The organism is Agrobacterium bohemicum, assembly GCF_002896715.1.
GTDB lineage: Bacteria > Pseudomonadota > Alphaproteobacteria > Rhizobiales > Rhizobiaceae > Agrobacterium > Agrobacterium bohemicum.
The window spans coordinates 46,166-62,429 of sequence record NZ_PGEL01000015.1; the positions used below are offsets into that span (position 1 = coordinate 46,166).

Genomic DNA, 16,264 nt, shown 5'->3' on the forward strand with positions numbered 1-16,264 from the left:
ACCATGGCAGTATGTCAACACAGTTATAGATTGTCGGCGAATTATATGCGATTCAGAGTATGCAAAGCCTATTTAATAAGCGGAGATTCAATTTTGGGACGTCGACCGAATCGAGGAGCGGCCAAGGCCTCAAGTCCAGAAATACAGGCGCGATCGGTGCTGCAGGCCATAAACCCTCGCCAACCAATCGCGGCGCAAATCTATGAGCAATTGAGGCGTGCCATCACTTCCCTGTCGATGCTCCCGTCTGAGGCGCTGAGCGAGAAGGAGCTATCTTTGCAATTGGGTGTAAGCCGCACGCCGGTTCGTGAGGCGCTAATTCGTCTAGCAGACGAAGGGCTCATCGATATTTTTCCGCAACGTGGAAGTTTCGTTGCACCTATTCGTCTCCGCGATGTCGAGGAAGCCCAATTCATCAGGGAATCTCTGGAAGTCGCGGTGGCCAAGCGCCTATCCGCGGGATGTTCTTCTCGTTTCCTCGCCGAAGTCAAAAGCAATCTCTCTGATCAAGAGAAAGCCGTCAGCGCTGAAGCCTTGGATCTTTTTCTTGAACTGGATGAAGCGTTTCACAGGAGTTTTTGCGAAGAGGCTGGCTTGTCGAAGAGCTGGCGCGTGATCCAGACTGTAAAGTTGCAGATGGATCGTGTGCGATATTTGAGCCTTCCCGATCTTGGGCATCTGCGGGCATTATTGGTACAACACCGATCGATTGTCGATGCGATAGAATCGGGGGATGCCGAACTTGCGGGAGCCGCGATGGCTCTGCATCTGAAGGAAGTACTAAAAACCGCACAAAAGCTCAGCGAACAAAGGCGCGATCTCGTCGAACACTAAACGCGTGCCAAGATCAATGAATGAATATTTGAATGATAATGCGCCGTCGAGGGTTGGTCCACTGTAGACCCAGCAGAACACTTCCCGAGGAAGGTACTATGCTGCCCGGTAGGTGGTAACTCCGCAGGTCGCTTTGCTTTCCTGTTCGTTCAGATGATCAGGGGCGAGACATGCTGTCGGCCATCCTCTATGGCCTCCGCATAAGCCTGATCGTGGGCTGGGTTCTGCCGCGCTCGCTTTTATCATAGGCACCGCGTTCGGCCTGACAGCCGCATATGTCGGTGGACGGATTGAAAACGCAATGATGCGGCTTGTCGATCTCCAGCTGTCCTTTCCAACGATCCTTTCTGCGCCGATGATCCTTGCACTTTTCGGCAAAAGCGTTGGCAATGTCGTCGTTGCAATCGTTCTGGTGGAACGGGCGACCTATGCTCGCACGGCCCGTGGCGCTACCTTGACCGACTTCGCCGGGAATATGTAGAAGCGGCGCGGTCGCTACGTTTGCCGCATCGCAACATCCTGTTCCGCCAATTGCTGCCGAACGGTCTATCGCCGCTGGTCGTACTGCTGACGATGCAGGTCGCACGTGCGATCACTCTTGAGGCAACGCTGAGCTTCCTTGGTCTTGGTGTCCCTGTGACAGAGCCGTCACTCGGGCTTTTGATCGCCATCCCCCGCGACCTTGCACGATCTGCTAATCAGTAGTTCGGGTGTCTATCATCAGCCAGTAAGTCCGGGCAGCAATACGAAGAATATATCTGAGCGCGGACAGCGGAACTCTCGATCTCGCTTATTCTGGCTCAGTCCCGCAATCTTGTCGAAGAAGCCGACAGTGTGAGGATGGTGGCTGGCAGGTCGGCGTCGGCAGGGACATCAGAGGCGCAAATCTTGGATTTTCGGTCCCGGGACCTCGGCGGGTAGGTAGCCCTCATTGGTTTGGCGCTGGGTATGAATGTCATCGATCACAACAAAACCCGCTCGTGGCATTGCTGGAATCGCCACGCCTTTCTCGTCATGCTCGCCTTCGCAATTATGGCTGTGGTTCAGATATCGTGCCAATAAGCTTGCCCAACGGCGTGTAAAACCCGCCTACGTCATCGCATGGTCATGTTGGAGACGAGCGCATCAAGCTGCCGCGCGACGCACTCATTTGAAACCAAAAAGGCAACTGTAATGCTAGGCAGTCACCATGACGCGGAGACCTGTTTGCCGGAGATTTCATCACAAACGAGACATTATGCTTTGCCGTCAGTCCGGTTCTTCTGATGCGGCCAGTACCGCGTCCAATAGACCAGGAAACCGCTCGTCCATCTCTTCACGACGCAGTTCATTCAGATGCGCTGGTCCATCCGTGCGGGTGAATACCAGACCGCCCTCTCTCAAAACTTTAAAGTGGTGAGACATGCTGGATTTGGGTCGTCCGCCATCCAGCGCGGAACATGTGGCCTGTCCCTCGCTTGACAGCTGACGCACGACGCCTAGCCGTACAGGGTCGCTGAGCGCATAGAGCACCTGAGTGAGTGTCACGTCTTTAAGGGCGGGATGTGGAATGGCGCGCATGAATCAACCTAGCATCAGACGATATTATTTGATAGTTCGATTGTAATCGAACAATCAAATATTTATATGAATATTCCTAATTATCAGTTGGAGCTTCCATGTCATCCTTATTTACCCCCTTCAAACTCAAAGACGTAACGTTGCGAAACCGCATAGTCGTGTCACCCATGTGCCAATATTCGGCCGAGGACGGCATTATCAATGATTGGCATCACGTTCATCTGGCCGGACTCGCGCGGGGCGGAGCAGGCTTGGTGGTTGCCGAGGCGACTGCAGTATCACCGGAAGGCCGTATCACGCCCGGATGCGCTGGCATTTGGAGTGATGAACAGATCGAGCCTTGGAAAAAGGCGGTGAATTTAATGAAGGCTGCAGGTGCTGTTCCGGGGATTCAGATCGGACATGCCGGCCGCAAAGCGAGCGCCAACCGCCCATGGGAAGGCGACGACCATATCTCTGCTTCTGATCCGCGTGGCTGGGAAACATTGGCACCATCAGCCATTGCGTTCGGAGGAAACCTTGGCAAGGTGCCGCAGGCGATGACCCTTGCCGATATAGAGCGGATCAAGGCAGACTTCGTCGCTGCTACGAAGCGGGCGCTGGAAGCCGGCTTTGAATGGCTTGAGCTTCATTTTGCCCATGGTTATCTTGGACAGAGTTTCTTTTCGACCTGGTCAAACAAGCGCACAGACAACTACGGCGGTGACTTTGACGGGCGAGCCAGATTTCTGCTCGAAACGCTGGCTGCTGTTCGAGATGTCTGGCCCGAACACCTGCCGCTTGCCGCACGCTTCGGCGTAACCGAATTCGATGGATCGGATGATCTGGAAGAGGGAATCGAGATGGTTCGTCGCTTCAAGGCTGGGGGCCTCGACATTGTCGATGTCAGCATTGGTTTCTCCACGTCGACCGCCAATATTCCCTGGGGCCCCGCTTTCATGGCACCCATCGCTCAGCGGGTACGGCGCGAGGCTGGACTTCCTGCCACGACAAGTTGGTTCATCAGCGAGCCAAAGCAAGCCGATGCACTGATCGCGGACGATTTCGTAGACATGGTCTCGCTCGGTCGCCCGCTGCTTGCTAACAGCCATTGGCCATATCATGCGGCGCTTGAACTCGGCATCGACAAGCCGTCCTGGACACTTCCCGCACCATATGCTCATTGGCTAGAACGCCACAGAACAGCCTGAATCCGAAGGATTAATCGCAGGTATTGGCCACCGCTGTCGATAAAACCGCGGTGGCTGCTGCACTTCTGGCATGGAAGTTGATCGACAGTAAAACGATGGCGTTCATGCAACGTATGGGCCAACGCTTTTGCGGACAAGATACGATCAGCGGTTCCCGACGGACCGAGATTATACTCATACAGAATCCAAGGGTTTTTAAAATCGAATATAAGTTATTAATATAACGGTTATCCTACATCNTTTTATAAAATTAAATCACAATAATTATTGGGATATGCAAAGGAATTTGTGTTCGAAGGTCCCATGCGATGAAGNAAAAACTCTGTATAGCGCCACACTATATTGCTCTGAGATACAGAGGCATGATCAGAGATAGAGGTGGAAATTTTGCAATGCTCGCGGCGTTGATGACACCAATCCTCCTTGTGATCGCCGGTGGTGCTGTGGATGTCATGGGTGCGTTGACCGAAAAGCAGCACTTGCAAGAGAAGCTTGACGCAGGCGTTTTGTCCGCAGCAACAAAAACGACACCTCAAGCGCAACGAACCGAAATTGAGAATTTTCTGAGCGATCTTGTTTCTGAAGACGATCAGGCGATCAATTTGCAGGATTCCGTCTCTGTGGCATCAAATTCAGACGGAAGTGTCACTGGTAATTTTCATGCCAATTTCAAACCGTCATTTCTTCCCCTCATCGGCATGAACACGATGCCGATTTCCGTGTCGTCGACGGCTATTGCGCCAAAGTCCAAAGCTTCCGGTGCCTGCATCTATGTTCTTGGAAACAAAAATCAGGCAGTGCTGATCAACTCGGGTGCCCGGATAAAAGCGGAAAATTGCGGCATCGACGTACAGTCAGTCAGCAACCCAGCTTTCATCATGAACAGTGGATCAACCATTGATACCACGCGGTTTTGCGTTAAAGGCACGCAGTACATCAAGAATGGCGGCACTTTGACAAACTTGCAGGTTGGTTGCAATGCGTCGACCGACCCCTACGCAGGTAAACTTGCAGAGCCGAAACTACCGACAGCCTGTACAGACAGTGGCACCAAGGACGGCCAGATTCAGTCTATCAAGCCTGGCATGCATTGCGATCTGACATTCAATGGCAGTCCAACTATTACATTCGAACCTGGGCTTCATATTATCAAGGGACGTATGATCATCAACAGTAACTCGACGGTTACTGCTAATGGTGTGACGTTTTATTTCCCAGATGTCGACAGCGAGATACGCGCCAATGGCGGCCTTTCCTTCAAAGCGTCGGCACCCACAAGTGGTGCCTACAAAGGCGTGTTGATGTTTGAGAAAACCAGCAACGTCGCTGTCGGTTCCGATACGCGTCAGTACANTTTCAACGGTTCAAACGGCGAAATATTGGAGGGCATCATCTACCTTCCGAACCGCGACGTCACATACAACTCCACGACCAATCAAGCCAACAAGATTTCGTTGGTTGTGAATACGATGATCGTCAACTCGGCCAATTGGAATCTTAAACCCTATGATGGTTTGGACAGTGGAGTGAAAACGGCGTCACGGCTTGTAAAATAGGACGAAGATCACCTCTCAGTCACCTTCAAACTCAAAGGCGGTATTCCTCTTTTCGCAGAAGTTATCTACAACGCGCGACAGCAGGGTGGACCAGACATATTTGGTAGGCGCCAGCCGAACAATGATAGGAGAGTAGAGTGAACGGACCTGATGTAGCAGATGTGACAGATCGAATTTATGAATCACTCAATACCGATAATGCTGACATCGATGGTCTTATCGCAACGCTTAAGGCAGCATTGGCGCGGGCCGGATTGAAAGAGGCCGTATTCGACCCCGCGAAGCTGGTCCAGAATAACCGTTCTGGCAGAAAGCTCATGCAGGCTTATTTTCGGCAGCGCGGCGTAATTGTAAAATACGTGAACTCGTGATGGCTTTCAGGACGGCTGGTTGGCCGTCCACCGCAATTTGCCCGAGCAGTAGTTTTGTCGTCCAGTATGCTGGGTGACGACTGCTATTTTCGTCCTCTGCTTGAAAAGGGTCCTTGCTTTGAATCCTTTGCTGCATCGGAGAAACCCGCAGGCTTGGTCTTTATCCATGCGACGAATTTCTGCATGGCAGGATCCTCGAGTAGAGCGTCGATGGTGAAGAACGTCTTTGCCAGTTGCCCATCGGTGAAGATGGCGTGTATCTGGCGGTGACAAACATGGTGCAGCACGACGGTCGTCTTGCCACCCTTGCTCTTCGGGATGAGGTGGTGTTTTTCCTTCTGATCATCCGGGACTGTCCGCTCGCATATCGGACAAATCGTCGGCTCTGGTTCGGAATCTGATGAAGCGAACTCATCTCGGATCTTGCGGGCCATTTTGTCCTCGGTCAATTTGACGATTGCGGCTCGTCTGCGGTGTAATTACTCCGCTGACCTTAGCAGCAAATACCATCAGCGCTGGACCGTAGACAAGATAGAAAGTCCGATCAGTTCCAAATGGAGATGGGGGTTGATCCAAGGCGGATTTCAACAGGAAAGTATAAATACGTTGCCGCAGCGCATCGGTTTGGACATAACTGTCTGAAAGAAAACCGCGTTTGTGGATTGAGTGATTTCCAATGGGAAACAAGTCGTTTTGGGTGTGGCTCTTTGTCCTGGCCGTACCTGTANTTTCACTCGTAGCAGTTCAGATCGATACGAATTCCGGAGCCTCGATCGGCGGTGGCGGTTACGATCTTGGACCGTTTCTATATTCCTGGCTGTTGATTATTGTAACCGCTATTTGGTCGCTTTTCACTCTTGCGGTCGCGTTGATTCACCGCGACCGGTCAGCCAAGATGCGGGCCGTGTGCTTGACCGTCATCGGATGTTTCACCCTCATCATCGTTCTGTTTATTTACCGAAAGAATCTTTCCTGAGAATAACGGCCATCGCGTAAAATTCGGAGCCTTTCAACGGCGTACCGACCTCTATCCGATGATGACCAACCGGATCGCATAGGCGACGACGCCGAGAAACAGTACGCTGGCCAGCCAGAGTCCGACGAACCATAATATCCGCTTTGAACGCGAAGACGGCATCAGTGATATCCTTCGTCGGGATCAATTTTGCCGCGAAATACCCAGTATGCATATCCGGTGTAGGCAAGGATGATCGGAACCAGAACGCTTGCCCCGACCAAGAGAAACGCAAGGGAGCTATCCGGTGCCGCAGCTTCCCAGATCGTCAGCGATCCCGGCACGATATAGGGATAGAAGCTGACGCCAAGACCGGCGAAACAGATAACGAAGATGCCGAGTGCTGCCAAGAACGGCTGAAGATGTCTGTCTCTTGTCAATCCCTGCCAAAGTGCGGCTGCACATAGCGCCACGAGCAGCGGCACGAAGGCTGNAAAAAATGCCGTCGGCCAGCCGAACCAGCGCTCGAAATAAACACGGCTGATGAAGGGTGTCCAGATGCTAACGACACCGATGAGGGCAAGTGTGCCGACACCAGACACCATTGCAAGCTTTCGCGCCTGCGCCTGCAAAGCACCGACCGTTTTCAGATTAAGCCATGTCGCACCAAGAAGTGCGTAACCGACGACGACCGCCAGTCCAGTGGTGATGCTGAACGGCGTCAGCCAATCCCACCACCCGCCGGAATAGGCGCGGTTGGTGATCTGGATGCCTTGTATCAGCGCCCCAAGCGCAATTCCCTGCATCATGGCAGCGATTGTCGAGCCGATACAGAAGCCCCAGTCCCACCAAATGCTGCCGCGCGTTGTCCGCCAGCGGAACTCGAACGCAACGCCACGGAAGATCAANCCCAGCAGCATCAGAGTAATAGGCATATAAAGTGCAGGCAGCACCGTGGCATAGGCGACAGGAAAGACTGCCATCAACCCGCCGCCGCCCAGCACCAGCCACGTCTCGTTGCCGTCCCATACCGGAGCGATGGAGTTGGTCATAACGTCGCGGTCATGCCTTCTGGGNAAAAACGGGNAAAGGATGCCTATTCCAAGATCGAAACCATCAAGGATGACATAGGCAAGAACGGCAAAGGCGATGATAGCGGCCCAGATAAACGCAAGATCAAACATCATGACGGACTCCGGAAAGGTCTTGAGTGGGGCCGGGTGTAATGCCGGCTGTTCGCGTCGGAGCGTGATCCAATTCGTGATCTTCAACAAGGACGGGTGTACGGCGCATAAGCCGCAGCAGGTAAAAGACGCCAGCCCCGAAGACGACGAAGTAGACGATGATGAAGGCGAGAAGTGACGCGCCAACGGCAGGTGCGGCAATGGGTGAAAGGCTATCTGACGTACGCAGCAGGCCATAGACCGTATAGGGCTGGCGCCCCACCTCTGTCGTGTACCAGCCCGCAAGTACCGCGATGAANCCCGATGGGCCCATGAGCACCGAAGCCCTGTGCAGCACACGGCTGTCATAGAGACAGCCTTTCCACCGCGCCCAGAGCGACCACAGGCCGACCAGCAGCATCAGCACCCCGAGACCCACCATAATGCGGAAGGTGATGAAGGGAATGAGGGCTTTTGGTCGGTCGTTCTTGCTCCACTCCTTCAGGCCCTTGATCTCGCCATCGAGCGAGTGGGTGAGGATCAGGGAACCGAGTTTGGGAATCTCGACCGCGTATCGCGTTACCTCTGCTTCATCATCGGGAATGCCGAAGAGAATGAGCGGTGCGCCGCGATGGGTCTCATAGTGACCCTCCATGGCAGCAATTTTTGCTGGCTGGTGCTCCAGCGTGTTGATGCCGTGCAGATCGCCCACGAAAATCTGGATCGGGGTGACAAAAGCGGCCATCCACATGGCCATGGNAAACATGACCCGTGCCTGACGGTTGCTTTTATCTCGCAGCAGGTGGTAGGCACCCACGGCGCCGACGCCGAATGCCGTGGTAAGAAACGCGGCCAGAACGGTGTGTACCAGACGATAGGGAAAGGACGGATTGAAGATGATCTTCCACCAGTCCGCAGGCAGAAACTGGCCGTTCTCACCGATGGTGAACCCCTGCGGCGTTTGCATCCAACTGTTGGCGGACAATATCCAGGTGGCGGAAATGAGGGTGCCGAAAGCCACCATGGCAACTGCAAACATATGCAGGCCATCGCCCACGCGTTTGCGCCCGAAAAGGGCAATGCCGAGAAAGCCTGCCTCAAGAAAGAAGGCCGTCAGAACTTCATAACCCATCAGCGGCCCGATGACTGGCCCAACCTTATCGGAGAACACCGCCCAGTTCGTGCCGAACTGGTAGCTCATGACGATGCCGGATACGACCCCCATGCCGAAAGTAATGGCGAAGATGGGTTTCCAGTATTCGAAGAGCTTCAAATAAATGGGATCACGCTTCCACAGCCAGAGCGCATTGAGGACGGCAAGGTAACTCGCGGTGCCGATGGAGAAAGCCGGGAAAATAAAGTGGAATGAGACCGTAAACGCAAACTGTATGCGCGCCAGAAGCTCTACACTAAAACCATCAAACAATTTGACCTCCATCGCGGCACAAGATTGCTTGTCGTTCTATACCTGTTTGTGCCGAGCGACTGCATGCCAAATTAGCGCGTGCCAAAACATCACACGTGTCATTCTGCCGCGTTGGATGACAACGAAGCTTTCACATTTGGAGACAAAGGCTGTTTCTGTCGCCGGACCCTTTTGTTGAGCCGCGGGGGNAAGCGTGACCCGGCATGGGAAATCTCCTCGAGCAGGTCGATCTGGGCAGGAGCAATCCTGGCTTCATGCGAGATGTCCGCATGGCATCGGGCATCCCAATATTAGCCAGCTGGTCCGTGTCGCTGGTCGAAGCTGTGTCTTGGGATGCATTCCTCAGCCTGCAGGGCATTGAGATTAAGCGGAGGATGTTATCTGAGAGAATGCACTTTCAAACATGACGGTGTGGAGGTTTGTCAATGTAGCGCCACTAAGCTGCTATAGTCTGCTGACGCCATCGTCATTCCACATTCGCATCAACATAGTTGGAAAGGTCACGTGATTTGCGTTTATGCAGTCATTATAGTGCCTGTACCGCATGATTGCCGCCTTCAATGCTTCGAGGTAAAACGCCGTGACCTGCATTTCCTTTATGTCTCCAGACGATATCCGTTCAGATTTTTCTCTGGCCATGTCGGCAATGTATCGCGACGAGGTGCCAGCATATGGTACGTTGATGTCTCTCGTCGGCAAGGTGAATGCGGAAACGCTTGGCGCAGATCAGCAACTCAGGGAGCGGCTGGAAGCCACCGATACGCTGGAGCGGATTTCGGAAGAGCGTCACGGCGCCATCCGGCTTGGTACACCAGCTGAACTCCACATGATGCGTCGGGTCTTTGCAGTCATGGGAATGTATCCGGTCGGGTATTACGATCTGTCCACCGCTGGTGTTCCTGTCCATTCTACAGCGTTTCGTCCTGTTGCCGAAAGCAGCCTCAATCGCAATCCCTTCCGCGTTTTCACGTCTCTACTTAGGCTCGACCTGATTGCCGACGAGGCACTGCGTGCGGAGGCTGCGGCGGTTCTGGCATCGCGTAAGATTTTCACGGATGCGGCTGTTGCTCTGGTGGAAAAAGCGGAGAAGAATGGTGGTCTCGATGCTGCGAATGCGGCACGTTTCGTTGAAGAAGTGCTGGAAACATTCCGTTGGCACGATAAGGCCATCGTCGATATCACAATGTACAATCGATTGCTGAATGCGCACCGATTGATTGCTGATGTCGTGTCGTTCAAGGGGCCGCACATCAACCATCTTACGCCGCGCACGCTCGATATCGACAAGGTACAGGCGATGATGCCCGCAGAGGGCATCGCTCCGAAAGCTGTGGTCGAAGGCCCGCCAACACGTCAATGCCCCATCCNTTTGCGCCAGACATCCTTCAAGGCGTTGGAGGAAGCCGTGTCGTTCGTAGGTGCGGATGGCGACTGGCAGGAAGGCTCGCACTCGGCACGTTTCGGCGAAATCGAGCAGCGAGGCATCGCTTTGACGCCGAAGGGGCGGGCTCTATATGACGCTCTGCTCAACGAGACGCGCGCGCGGGTCCGTCCTGCGGCCGATGGTTCGAATTCCGGTGCTTATGAAGCCGCATTGGCAGACGTTTTCAAAGCCTTTCCGGATGACTGGAATGCCATTCGCAAGGCCGGTCTCGGCTATTTCAGCTATTCTCTGACCGCCGCATGCGAGACAGCCAATGTCTCGGCACTTGGCCTCGAAGATGCTATCGAACAGGGCTATGTTCGATTTGATCCTATCGTTTACGAAGACTTCCTGCCCGTCAGTGCTGCGGGCATCTTCCAGTCGAACCTCGGTGACGAGGTTGCGCAGGAATTTGTCGCCAGCCCCAATCAGGTCATGTTCGAGCGGGATCTTGGGGCAGGGGTGCTGGACGAATTCCAGCATTATGCAGGCATCGAACGCGCTTCGCTAGAGGCATGCCTGACAGCCGTGCATAGCGCCGTGGCTGCGGAGTAACGGGTGCTGAGATGACGGAATCCCGACATATCGAAGTGCTGAAGCATATTCTCGGTGATAAGGGTTTGGTGACTGAAGTTTCTGATATGGTGGCCTATGAGACGGGTGCGCGGTATGATCAGGGCCGAGCAGCCTTCATTGCGCGCCCTGTCTCAACGGCTGAGGTCTCGGCGGTGGTTGCCTATTGCGTGAAGAATGGTATCGCGCTGGTGCCGCAGTCCGGCAATACGGGTCTTGTTTCAGGGTCGACACCGGATGGTTCCGGGCAGCAAGGCGTTCTTAGCCTCGACCGGCTGACCGCACCCTATGAGCTTGATCGTGTCAGCCGTACCGTCAAGGNCGGCGCCGGGTTGAGATTGTCCGATCTTAATACGAAACTCGAAAAAAGCGGCCTGTTCTTTCCCATCGATCTCGGGGCTGACCCGCGCCTTGGCGGCATGGTAGCGACCAATACTGGTGGTTCTCGTTTTCTGCGCTACGGCGATGTTCGCCGCAACACGCTGGGTCTCACAGTCGTGCTGGCCGATGAAGCCGGAACGGTGCTGGACCTGTCATCGGCCCTGCGCAAGAACAATACCGGTATCGATTGGAAACAGGNTTTCATTGGTACGTCTGGTGCATTCGGGATCGTCACTGAATGCGTGCTCAATCTTGAGCCCGCGCCTCGACAGACGGCCACTGCACTGCTCGTTCCCGCCTCTCCGGATCAGGTTCCGGACCTTCTGGTGGCCATGGAAGATGCGCTCGGCAGCTATCTCTCGGCCTTCGAGGGCATGTCTGGCAATGCGGTGCGTGCGGCATTGGATCATGTTCCGTCGCTGCGCAATCCGTTCCAGAATGGTGCCGTGCCGGANTTTGTCATTCTAGTGGAAATCTCTCGCTCCAGCGCTTCACGCGAAGGTGAACAGCCGCTGGATGCTGTGTTGGAAGAGGTTTTGGGCGCGATATGGGAGCGGGATGATGCGCCGCTGGCAGATGCATTCGTCGGCCCGCCGCACGAAATATGGGCGCTTCGTCATGCGCTGTCGGAAGGCGTAAAGCACATGGGACGCCTGATTGCTTTCGATCTGTCCTTCCGGCGCGGTGATATCATGCGGTTTCTGGAAAGAATGAAGCTGGAAATGCCCCAAGCCTTTCCGGATATAACCATCTGCGATTTCGGACATATCGGTGATGGCGGCGTACACTTTAATCTCGTAGTCGCTAAAGATGATGTGAGAATGACCGATCCACACTTCGAACACGCGCTGCGTGAGTGGGTCTTTACGGTGGCCGTGGAGGATTTTGGCGGAAGCTTCAGCGCCGAACACGCCCTTGGCCGCAAGAACCAGGACTTTTACGACAAATATACGCCGCAAGAGATTCGCCGTCTGGCGGCGGGCCTTAAGGCGATGACATCGCCCGCACAGCTTGGAACGGTAGATTTCTAACCGCGCGATGATACCGGAATTTTTCAAATAAGGAACGAGCATGATGACGAAGATTGTCGATGTAAAGCAGGAAACGACGAAAATTCTCGATAAGCTTGGCGTGGCACGTAGCGCCTGGAACGATGGTGACATGGCATCTTTCAGCCCTGTTAGCGGTGAAGAAATTGCCTGGCTGAAGACTGTATCAGTTGGCGATGTCGCTGCCATGGTTGAGAAAGCTGATGCGGCGTTCAAGACATGGCGTCTTGTGCCCGCGCCAAAGCGCGGTGAACTGGTGCGTCTGCTGGGCGAAGAGCTGCGCGCGGCCAAGGATGACCTTGGCCGTCTCGTGTCCATCGAAGCGGGCAAGATCACCTCCGAAGGTCTAGGCGAAGTGCAGGAAATGATCGACATCTGCGATTTCGCGGTCGGTCTCTCCCGCCAGCTTTACGGCCTCACGATTGCTACTGAACGTCCCGGCCACCGCATGATGGAAACCTGGCATCCCCTTGGTGTCGTTGGCGTTATCTCCGCCTTTAACTTCCCCGTTGCCGTATGGGCATGGAATGCTGCACTGGCCATTGTCTGCGGCAACTCGGTTGTCTGGAAGCCATCGGAAAAGACTCCGCTGACGGCGCTTGCCGTTCAGGGTATTTTCGAACGCGCTATTGCCCGCTTTGGTGACGCCCCGGAGGGTTTGAGCCAGGTCATCATCGGTGATCGCACCGTTGGCGAAGCCCTTGTCGATCACCGCAAGGTCCCACTCGTTTCGGCAACCGGCTCAACCCGCATGGGTCGTGATGTCGGCCCGCGCCTTGCCAAGCGTTTTGCCCGCGCCATTCTGGAACTGGGCGGCAACAATGCCGGTATCGTCTGCCCCTCTGCCGATCTCGACATGGCGCTGCGCGCTATCGCTTTCGGTGCAATGGGCACGGCCGGACAGCGCTGCACGACGCTGCGCCGTCTGTTCGTGCATGACAGCATTTACGACCAGCTCGTTCCACGCCTGAAGAAGGCCTATGCCTCTGTTTCTATCGGCAACCCCTTGGAAACGTCCGCACTCGTCGGTCCACTGGTCGACAAGGCGGCATTCGATGGCATGCAGAAGGCATTGGAAGAAGCAAAGGCCCATGGTGGTGTTGTTGCCGGTGGCGAGCGCGTGGCTGATGCCGGCAAGGACACAGCTTATTATGTGAAGCCAGCCCTGGTTGAAATGCCGAAGCATGCTGGGCCGGTTCTGGAAGAAACCTTTGCGCCGATACTATACGTCATGAGATACAGCGATTTCGATCAGGCTGTCAGTGATCATAACTCGGTTGTGGCCGGACTTTCATCTTCCATTTTCACCCGTGATCTTCAGGAGGCTGAGCGTTTTCTATCTGTTGATGGTTCAGATTGCGGCATCGCCAATGTCAATATCGGCACATCGGGTGCGGAAATCGGCGGCGCTTTCGGTGGTGAAAAGGAAACGGGCGGCGGTCGCGAGTCAGGTTCGGACGCATGGAAGGCCTATATGCGTCGGGCCACCAACACCGTGAACTACTCCAAGGCACTGCCGTTGGCGCAGGGCGTAACATTCGATATCGAGTAAATCTCAAGGACACGCAGATGAAACCAGACGATGTGGGCTTTCGGCCCGCTTCCCGTATAGCCTCTGTCGGCGTGTCCAAAACCCTTCAAATCGATGTGCGGGCCGCTGTGATGCAAGGATGGCGACGGCGTGCAGATCACTCGTTTAATGGCTGCTTCTGATACACTCCAAGTCTTTACCGACGGCTCCTTCGATGTGAAATCAGGATCCGGCAGGTGGGCATTCATCGTTCTGGAAGATGATCGTTTGGTTCATAGTGCCTGTGGCAACGGTATGGGTCATTCCAATAACACGTTCGAAATTATTGCGGTTTTAGAGGCCTTGCGCTGGTTAGAAGGCTTTGCCGAAAAGCGCGTTACAACACTTTGGACCGACTCATGGCACGTTGTAGAAGGCGCCAGCCATTGGCGCAATATCTGGCGGAACAACGGTTGGAGGCGGATCAATCCGAACATACGAGCTCGGCCCCGCAAGATACCCGACACCGTATTATGGCAGGAGATGGACGGCTTCCTTAACCGCAATCCCAACGTGATTGTGAAGTGGTGCAAGGGACATTCCGGCATTGCAGGAAACGAGCATGCCGACGCGCTGGCCAGGAGCAGATAAGGTTATAGCTCGACAGGAACAACTTCCTTTGCAGACCGGCAGTTTTATGAATAATGGCTTGACGCAGTAGTACCCTTGAAGTGCGCGGAGATAGCGCCAGACTTCAAACAAGCTTTGACGACAGAAAAGGGGAACAGATGAACACTGTTCGGGCAAATCTCGAAATTACTCGTGCCAAAAGTGGGGCTCAGGCTGCTGCCGAGGAGTATTTTACTGGCAAAGTCGAAATCTCGGGCCGTTATCAAGCCGACGCGCCTGCTCGTATTGGTGGAGCGACAGTGTCTTTCCTGGCGGGCGCACGTACCGCCTGGCATACGCATCCTCTCGGACAAACCCTGTTCATCGTGACGGGAACAGGCTGGGTGCAGAAGCAAGACGAAGCGGTGCAGCAGGTCGGTCCGGGAGACGTTGTCTGGATTCCCCCGAATATACGGCACTGGCACGGAGCCTCGAAGGGCGAGCCAATGGTGCATTTTGCCGTGGCTGAAGCCCTCAACGGAAGTTCGGTCACCTGGCTTGAAAAGGTTTCTGACGAGGAATACGACAAGGGCTCAGAGATATGAAATGGGCTGTGGTGTTATGCGAGAGGCCACCGCTTCGTCGGCACGCACCAAGGTCTCATGGGAATCGCTGAGCAGCGACCTATCGAAAGAGGTTGGCTAAATGCTACGGCTGTTATCACAGAACAAAGTCATTACGGATATTGCGCGCCGGCTGCAGCGACGTAAATCGAGTAGAGTGATTTCGTTGCCGTAATGAACAGCCTGTTCTTGCGCGGGCCACCGAAAGTCAGGTTTGCCACGGTTTGCGGGATTTTAATCTTGCCCAGCAGCGTGCCATCCGGTGAAAAGCAGTGTACGCCGTCTCCGGCGCTGGTCCAGAGATTGCCCGCGACATCCAGACGGAAGCCATCCGGCAGGCCATTGTCCAGCGCGCAGAATTCCTTCCCGCCGGTCAGACGCTTGTCATCGATCACATCAAAAACGCGGATGTGGCGTGGACGAGCGATGTCGTGGCTGGAAGAGGAGTCGGCGACGTAAAGCTTGGTCTCATCAGGAGAGAAGGCAAGCCCGTTGGGCTGTCCGAAGTCATCCACCATGATCTCGATTTCACCTGTCGATGGATCGAGCCGGTAGACATTGCGGGTTTGCTGCTCAGGCTCGGATTTGTACCCTTCGTAATCGGAGAGAATGCCATAGGTGGGATCGGTAAACCAGACACTGCCATCGGAACGGACGATGACATCGTTTGGAGAGTTCAGCCGTCTGCCACGATAGCTATCCGCCAGTATGGTGATTGAGCCATCCACCTCCGTGCGCGTCACGCGCCGTGTGCCGTGTTCGCAGGAAACCAGCCTGCCCTGCCGGTCACGTGTGTGGCCATTGGCGAAATTGGATGGTTGGCGAAACACGGAAACGCCGCCTTCTGGCACCCAGCGCATGATTCGCTGGTTGGGAATATCGCTCCACAACAGGCAATTGAGATCCGAGAACCAGACCGGGCCTTCGGCCCAGCGGCAGCCGGAATAAAGCTCTTCCAGCTCGGCATTGCCGACAATCAACTGGCGAAAACGTTCGTCGCGAATTTCATAGAGGGAAGACGTGTCTGTCGGCATGGGCTCG

Annotated in this window: 15 protein-coding genes and 1 pseudogene; 10 read left to right on the forward strand and 6 right to left on the reverse strand. The window is 54.6% G+C overall.

The features are described from left to right. Nucleotides 1-156: 156 nt before the first annotated feature. Both CUC55_RS01365 and CUC55_RS23375 read left to right on the forward strand, forming a co-directional pair. On the forward strand, nt 157-834 hold the full coding sequence (locus tag CUC55_RS01365; protein ID WP_245417669.1) for a GntR family transcriptional regulator: 678 nt from the start codon (nt 157-159) through the stop codon (nt 832-834). Between the two features lie 152 nt (nt 835-986). Beyond that, nucleotides 987-1,503: pseudogene (locus CUC55_RS23375) on the forward strand (ABC transporter permease); the annotation flags it as partial. A 579-nt stretch (nt 1,504-2,082) separates the two neighbouring features. On the opposite strand, the gene CUC55_RS01380 reads toward CUC55_RS23375, so the two are convergent. Next, on the reverse strand, nt 2,083-2,394 hold the full coding sequence (locus CUC55_RS01380; protein WP_067653559.1) for an ArsR/SmtB family transcription factor: 312 nt from the start codon (nt 2,392-2,394) through the stop codon (nt 2,083-2,085). A gap of 98 nt (nt 2,395-2,492) precedes the next feature. On the opposite strand from CUC55_RS01380, the gene CUC55_RS01385 reads away from it, so the two are divergent. From CUC55_RS01385 to CUC55_RS01400, 3 genes are all read left to right on the forward strand, one after another. After that, nucleotides 2,493-3,584 (forward strand): NADH:flavin oxidoreductase/NADH oxidase, encoded by a 1,092-nt coding sequence (locus CUC55_RS01385; RefSeq protein WP_067653557.1) that lies wholly within the window; start codon nt 2,493-2,495, stop codon nt 3,582-3,584. A gap of 392 nt (nt 3,585-3,976) precedes the next feature. Beyond that, on the forward strand, nt 3,977-5,140 hold the full coding sequence (locus tag CUC55_RS01395) for a TadE/TadG family type IV pilus assembly protein (RefSeq protein WP_425352707.1): 1,164 nt from the start codon (nt 3,977-3,979) through the stop codon (nt 5,138-5,140). A 137-nt stretch (nt 5,141-5,277) separates the two neighbouring features. Further along, nucleotides 5,278-5,511, forward strand: a complete 234-nt coding sequence (locus CUC55_RS01400; protein ID WP_067653551.1) for a hypothetical protein — start codon at nt 5,278-5,280, stop codon at nt 5,509-5,511. Between the two features lie 83 nt (nt 5,512-5,594). Here CUC55_RS01400 and CUC55_RS01405 read toward each other — a convergent pair whose 3' ends face one another. From CUC55_RS01405 to CUC55_RS01425, 4 genes are all read right to left on the reverse strand, one after another. Next, a complete protein-coding gene (locus tag CUC55_RS01405; RefSeq protein WP_067653549.1) occupies nt 5,595-5,945 on the reverse strand; it encodes an HNH endonuclease in 351 nt (116 codons plus the stop codon). Between the two features lie 593 nt (nt 5,946-6,538). After that, nucleotides 6,539-6,649: a DUF2474 family protein gene (locus tag CUC55_RS01415; RefSeq protein ID WP_082760367.1), complete on the reverse strand. Its 111-nt coding sequence runs from the start codon at nt 6,647-6,649 to the stop codon at nt 6,539-6,541. After that, complete coding sequence (cydB, locus tag CUC55_RS01420) at nt 6,649-7,653, reverse strand: cytochrome d ubiquinol oxidase subunit II (RefSeq protein WP_103086761.1); 1,005 nt, start codon at nt 7,651-7,653, stop codon at nt 6,649-6,651. The genes CUC55_RS01415 and cydB overlap by 1 nt, the downstream gene beginning before the upstream one ends. Continuing rightward, on the reverse strand, nt 7,643-9,055 hold the full coding sequence (locus tag CUC55_RS01425) for a cytochrome ubiquinol oxidase subunit I (protein WP_103086801.1): 1,413 nt from the start codon (nt 9,053-9,055) through the stop codon (nt 7,643-7,645). The genes cydB and CUC55_RS01425 overlap by 11 nt, the downstream gene beginning before the upstream one ends. Before the next feature lie 598 nt (nt 9,056-9,653). Here CUC55_RS01425 and hglS point away from each other — a divergent pair. The 5 genes from hglS to CUC55_RS01455 all read left to right on the forward strand — a co-directional run bounded on the left by hglS (nt 9,654) and on the right by CUC55_RS01455 (nt 15,205). Next, nucleotides 9,654-11,033, forward strand: a complete 1,380-nt coding sequence (gene hglS, locus CUC55_RS01435) for a 2-oxoadipate dioxygenase/decarboxylase HglS (RefSeq protein WP_425352708.1) — start codon at nt 9,654-9,656, stop codon at nt 11,031-11,033. Nucleotides 11,034-11,044: 11 nt separating this feature from the next. Continuing rightward, nucleotides 11,045-12,463 (forward strand): FAD-binding oxidoreductase, encoded by a 1,419-nt coding sequence (locus CUC55_RS01440; RefSeq protein WP_103086763.1) that lies wholly within the window; start codon nt 11,045-11,047, stop codon nt 12,461-12,463. Between the two features lie 40 nt (nt 12,464-12,503). Next, nucleotides 12,504-14,033, forward strand: coding sequence for an L-piperidine-6-carboxylate dehydrogenase (gene amaB / locus CUC55_RS01445; protein ID WP_067653535.1), 1,530 nt, complete (start codon nt 12,504-12,506; stop codon nt 14,031-14,033). 129 nt (nt 14,034-14,162) lie between these two features. Beyond that, nucleotides 14,163-14,642, forward strand: a complete 480-nt coding sequence (locus CUC55_RS01450; protein WP_342585731.1) for a ribonuclease H family protein — start codon at nt 14,163-14,165, stop codon at nt 14,640-14,642. Nucleotides 14,643-14,779: 137 nt separating this feature from the next. Further along, the gene (locus CUC55_RS01455; RefSeq protein WP_067653533.1) at nt 14,780-15,205 is read left to right on the forward strand and encodes a (R)-mandelonitrile lyase; all 426 of its coding nucleotides are present in this window, start codon (nt 14,780-14,782) and stop codon (nt 15,203-15,205) included. 131 nt (nt 15,206-15,336) lie between these two features. Here the strand turns inward: CUC55_RS01455 and CUC55_RS01460 are convergent, their stop codons facing one another. Beyond that, nucleotides 15,337-16,257, reverse strand: coding sequence for an SMP-30/gluconolactonase/LRE family protein (locus CUC55_RS01460; RefSeq protein ID WP_067653531.1), 921 nt, complete (start codon nt 16,255-16,257; stop codon nt 15,337-15,339). Between the last annotated feature and the right edge of the window lie 7 nt (nt 16,258-16,264).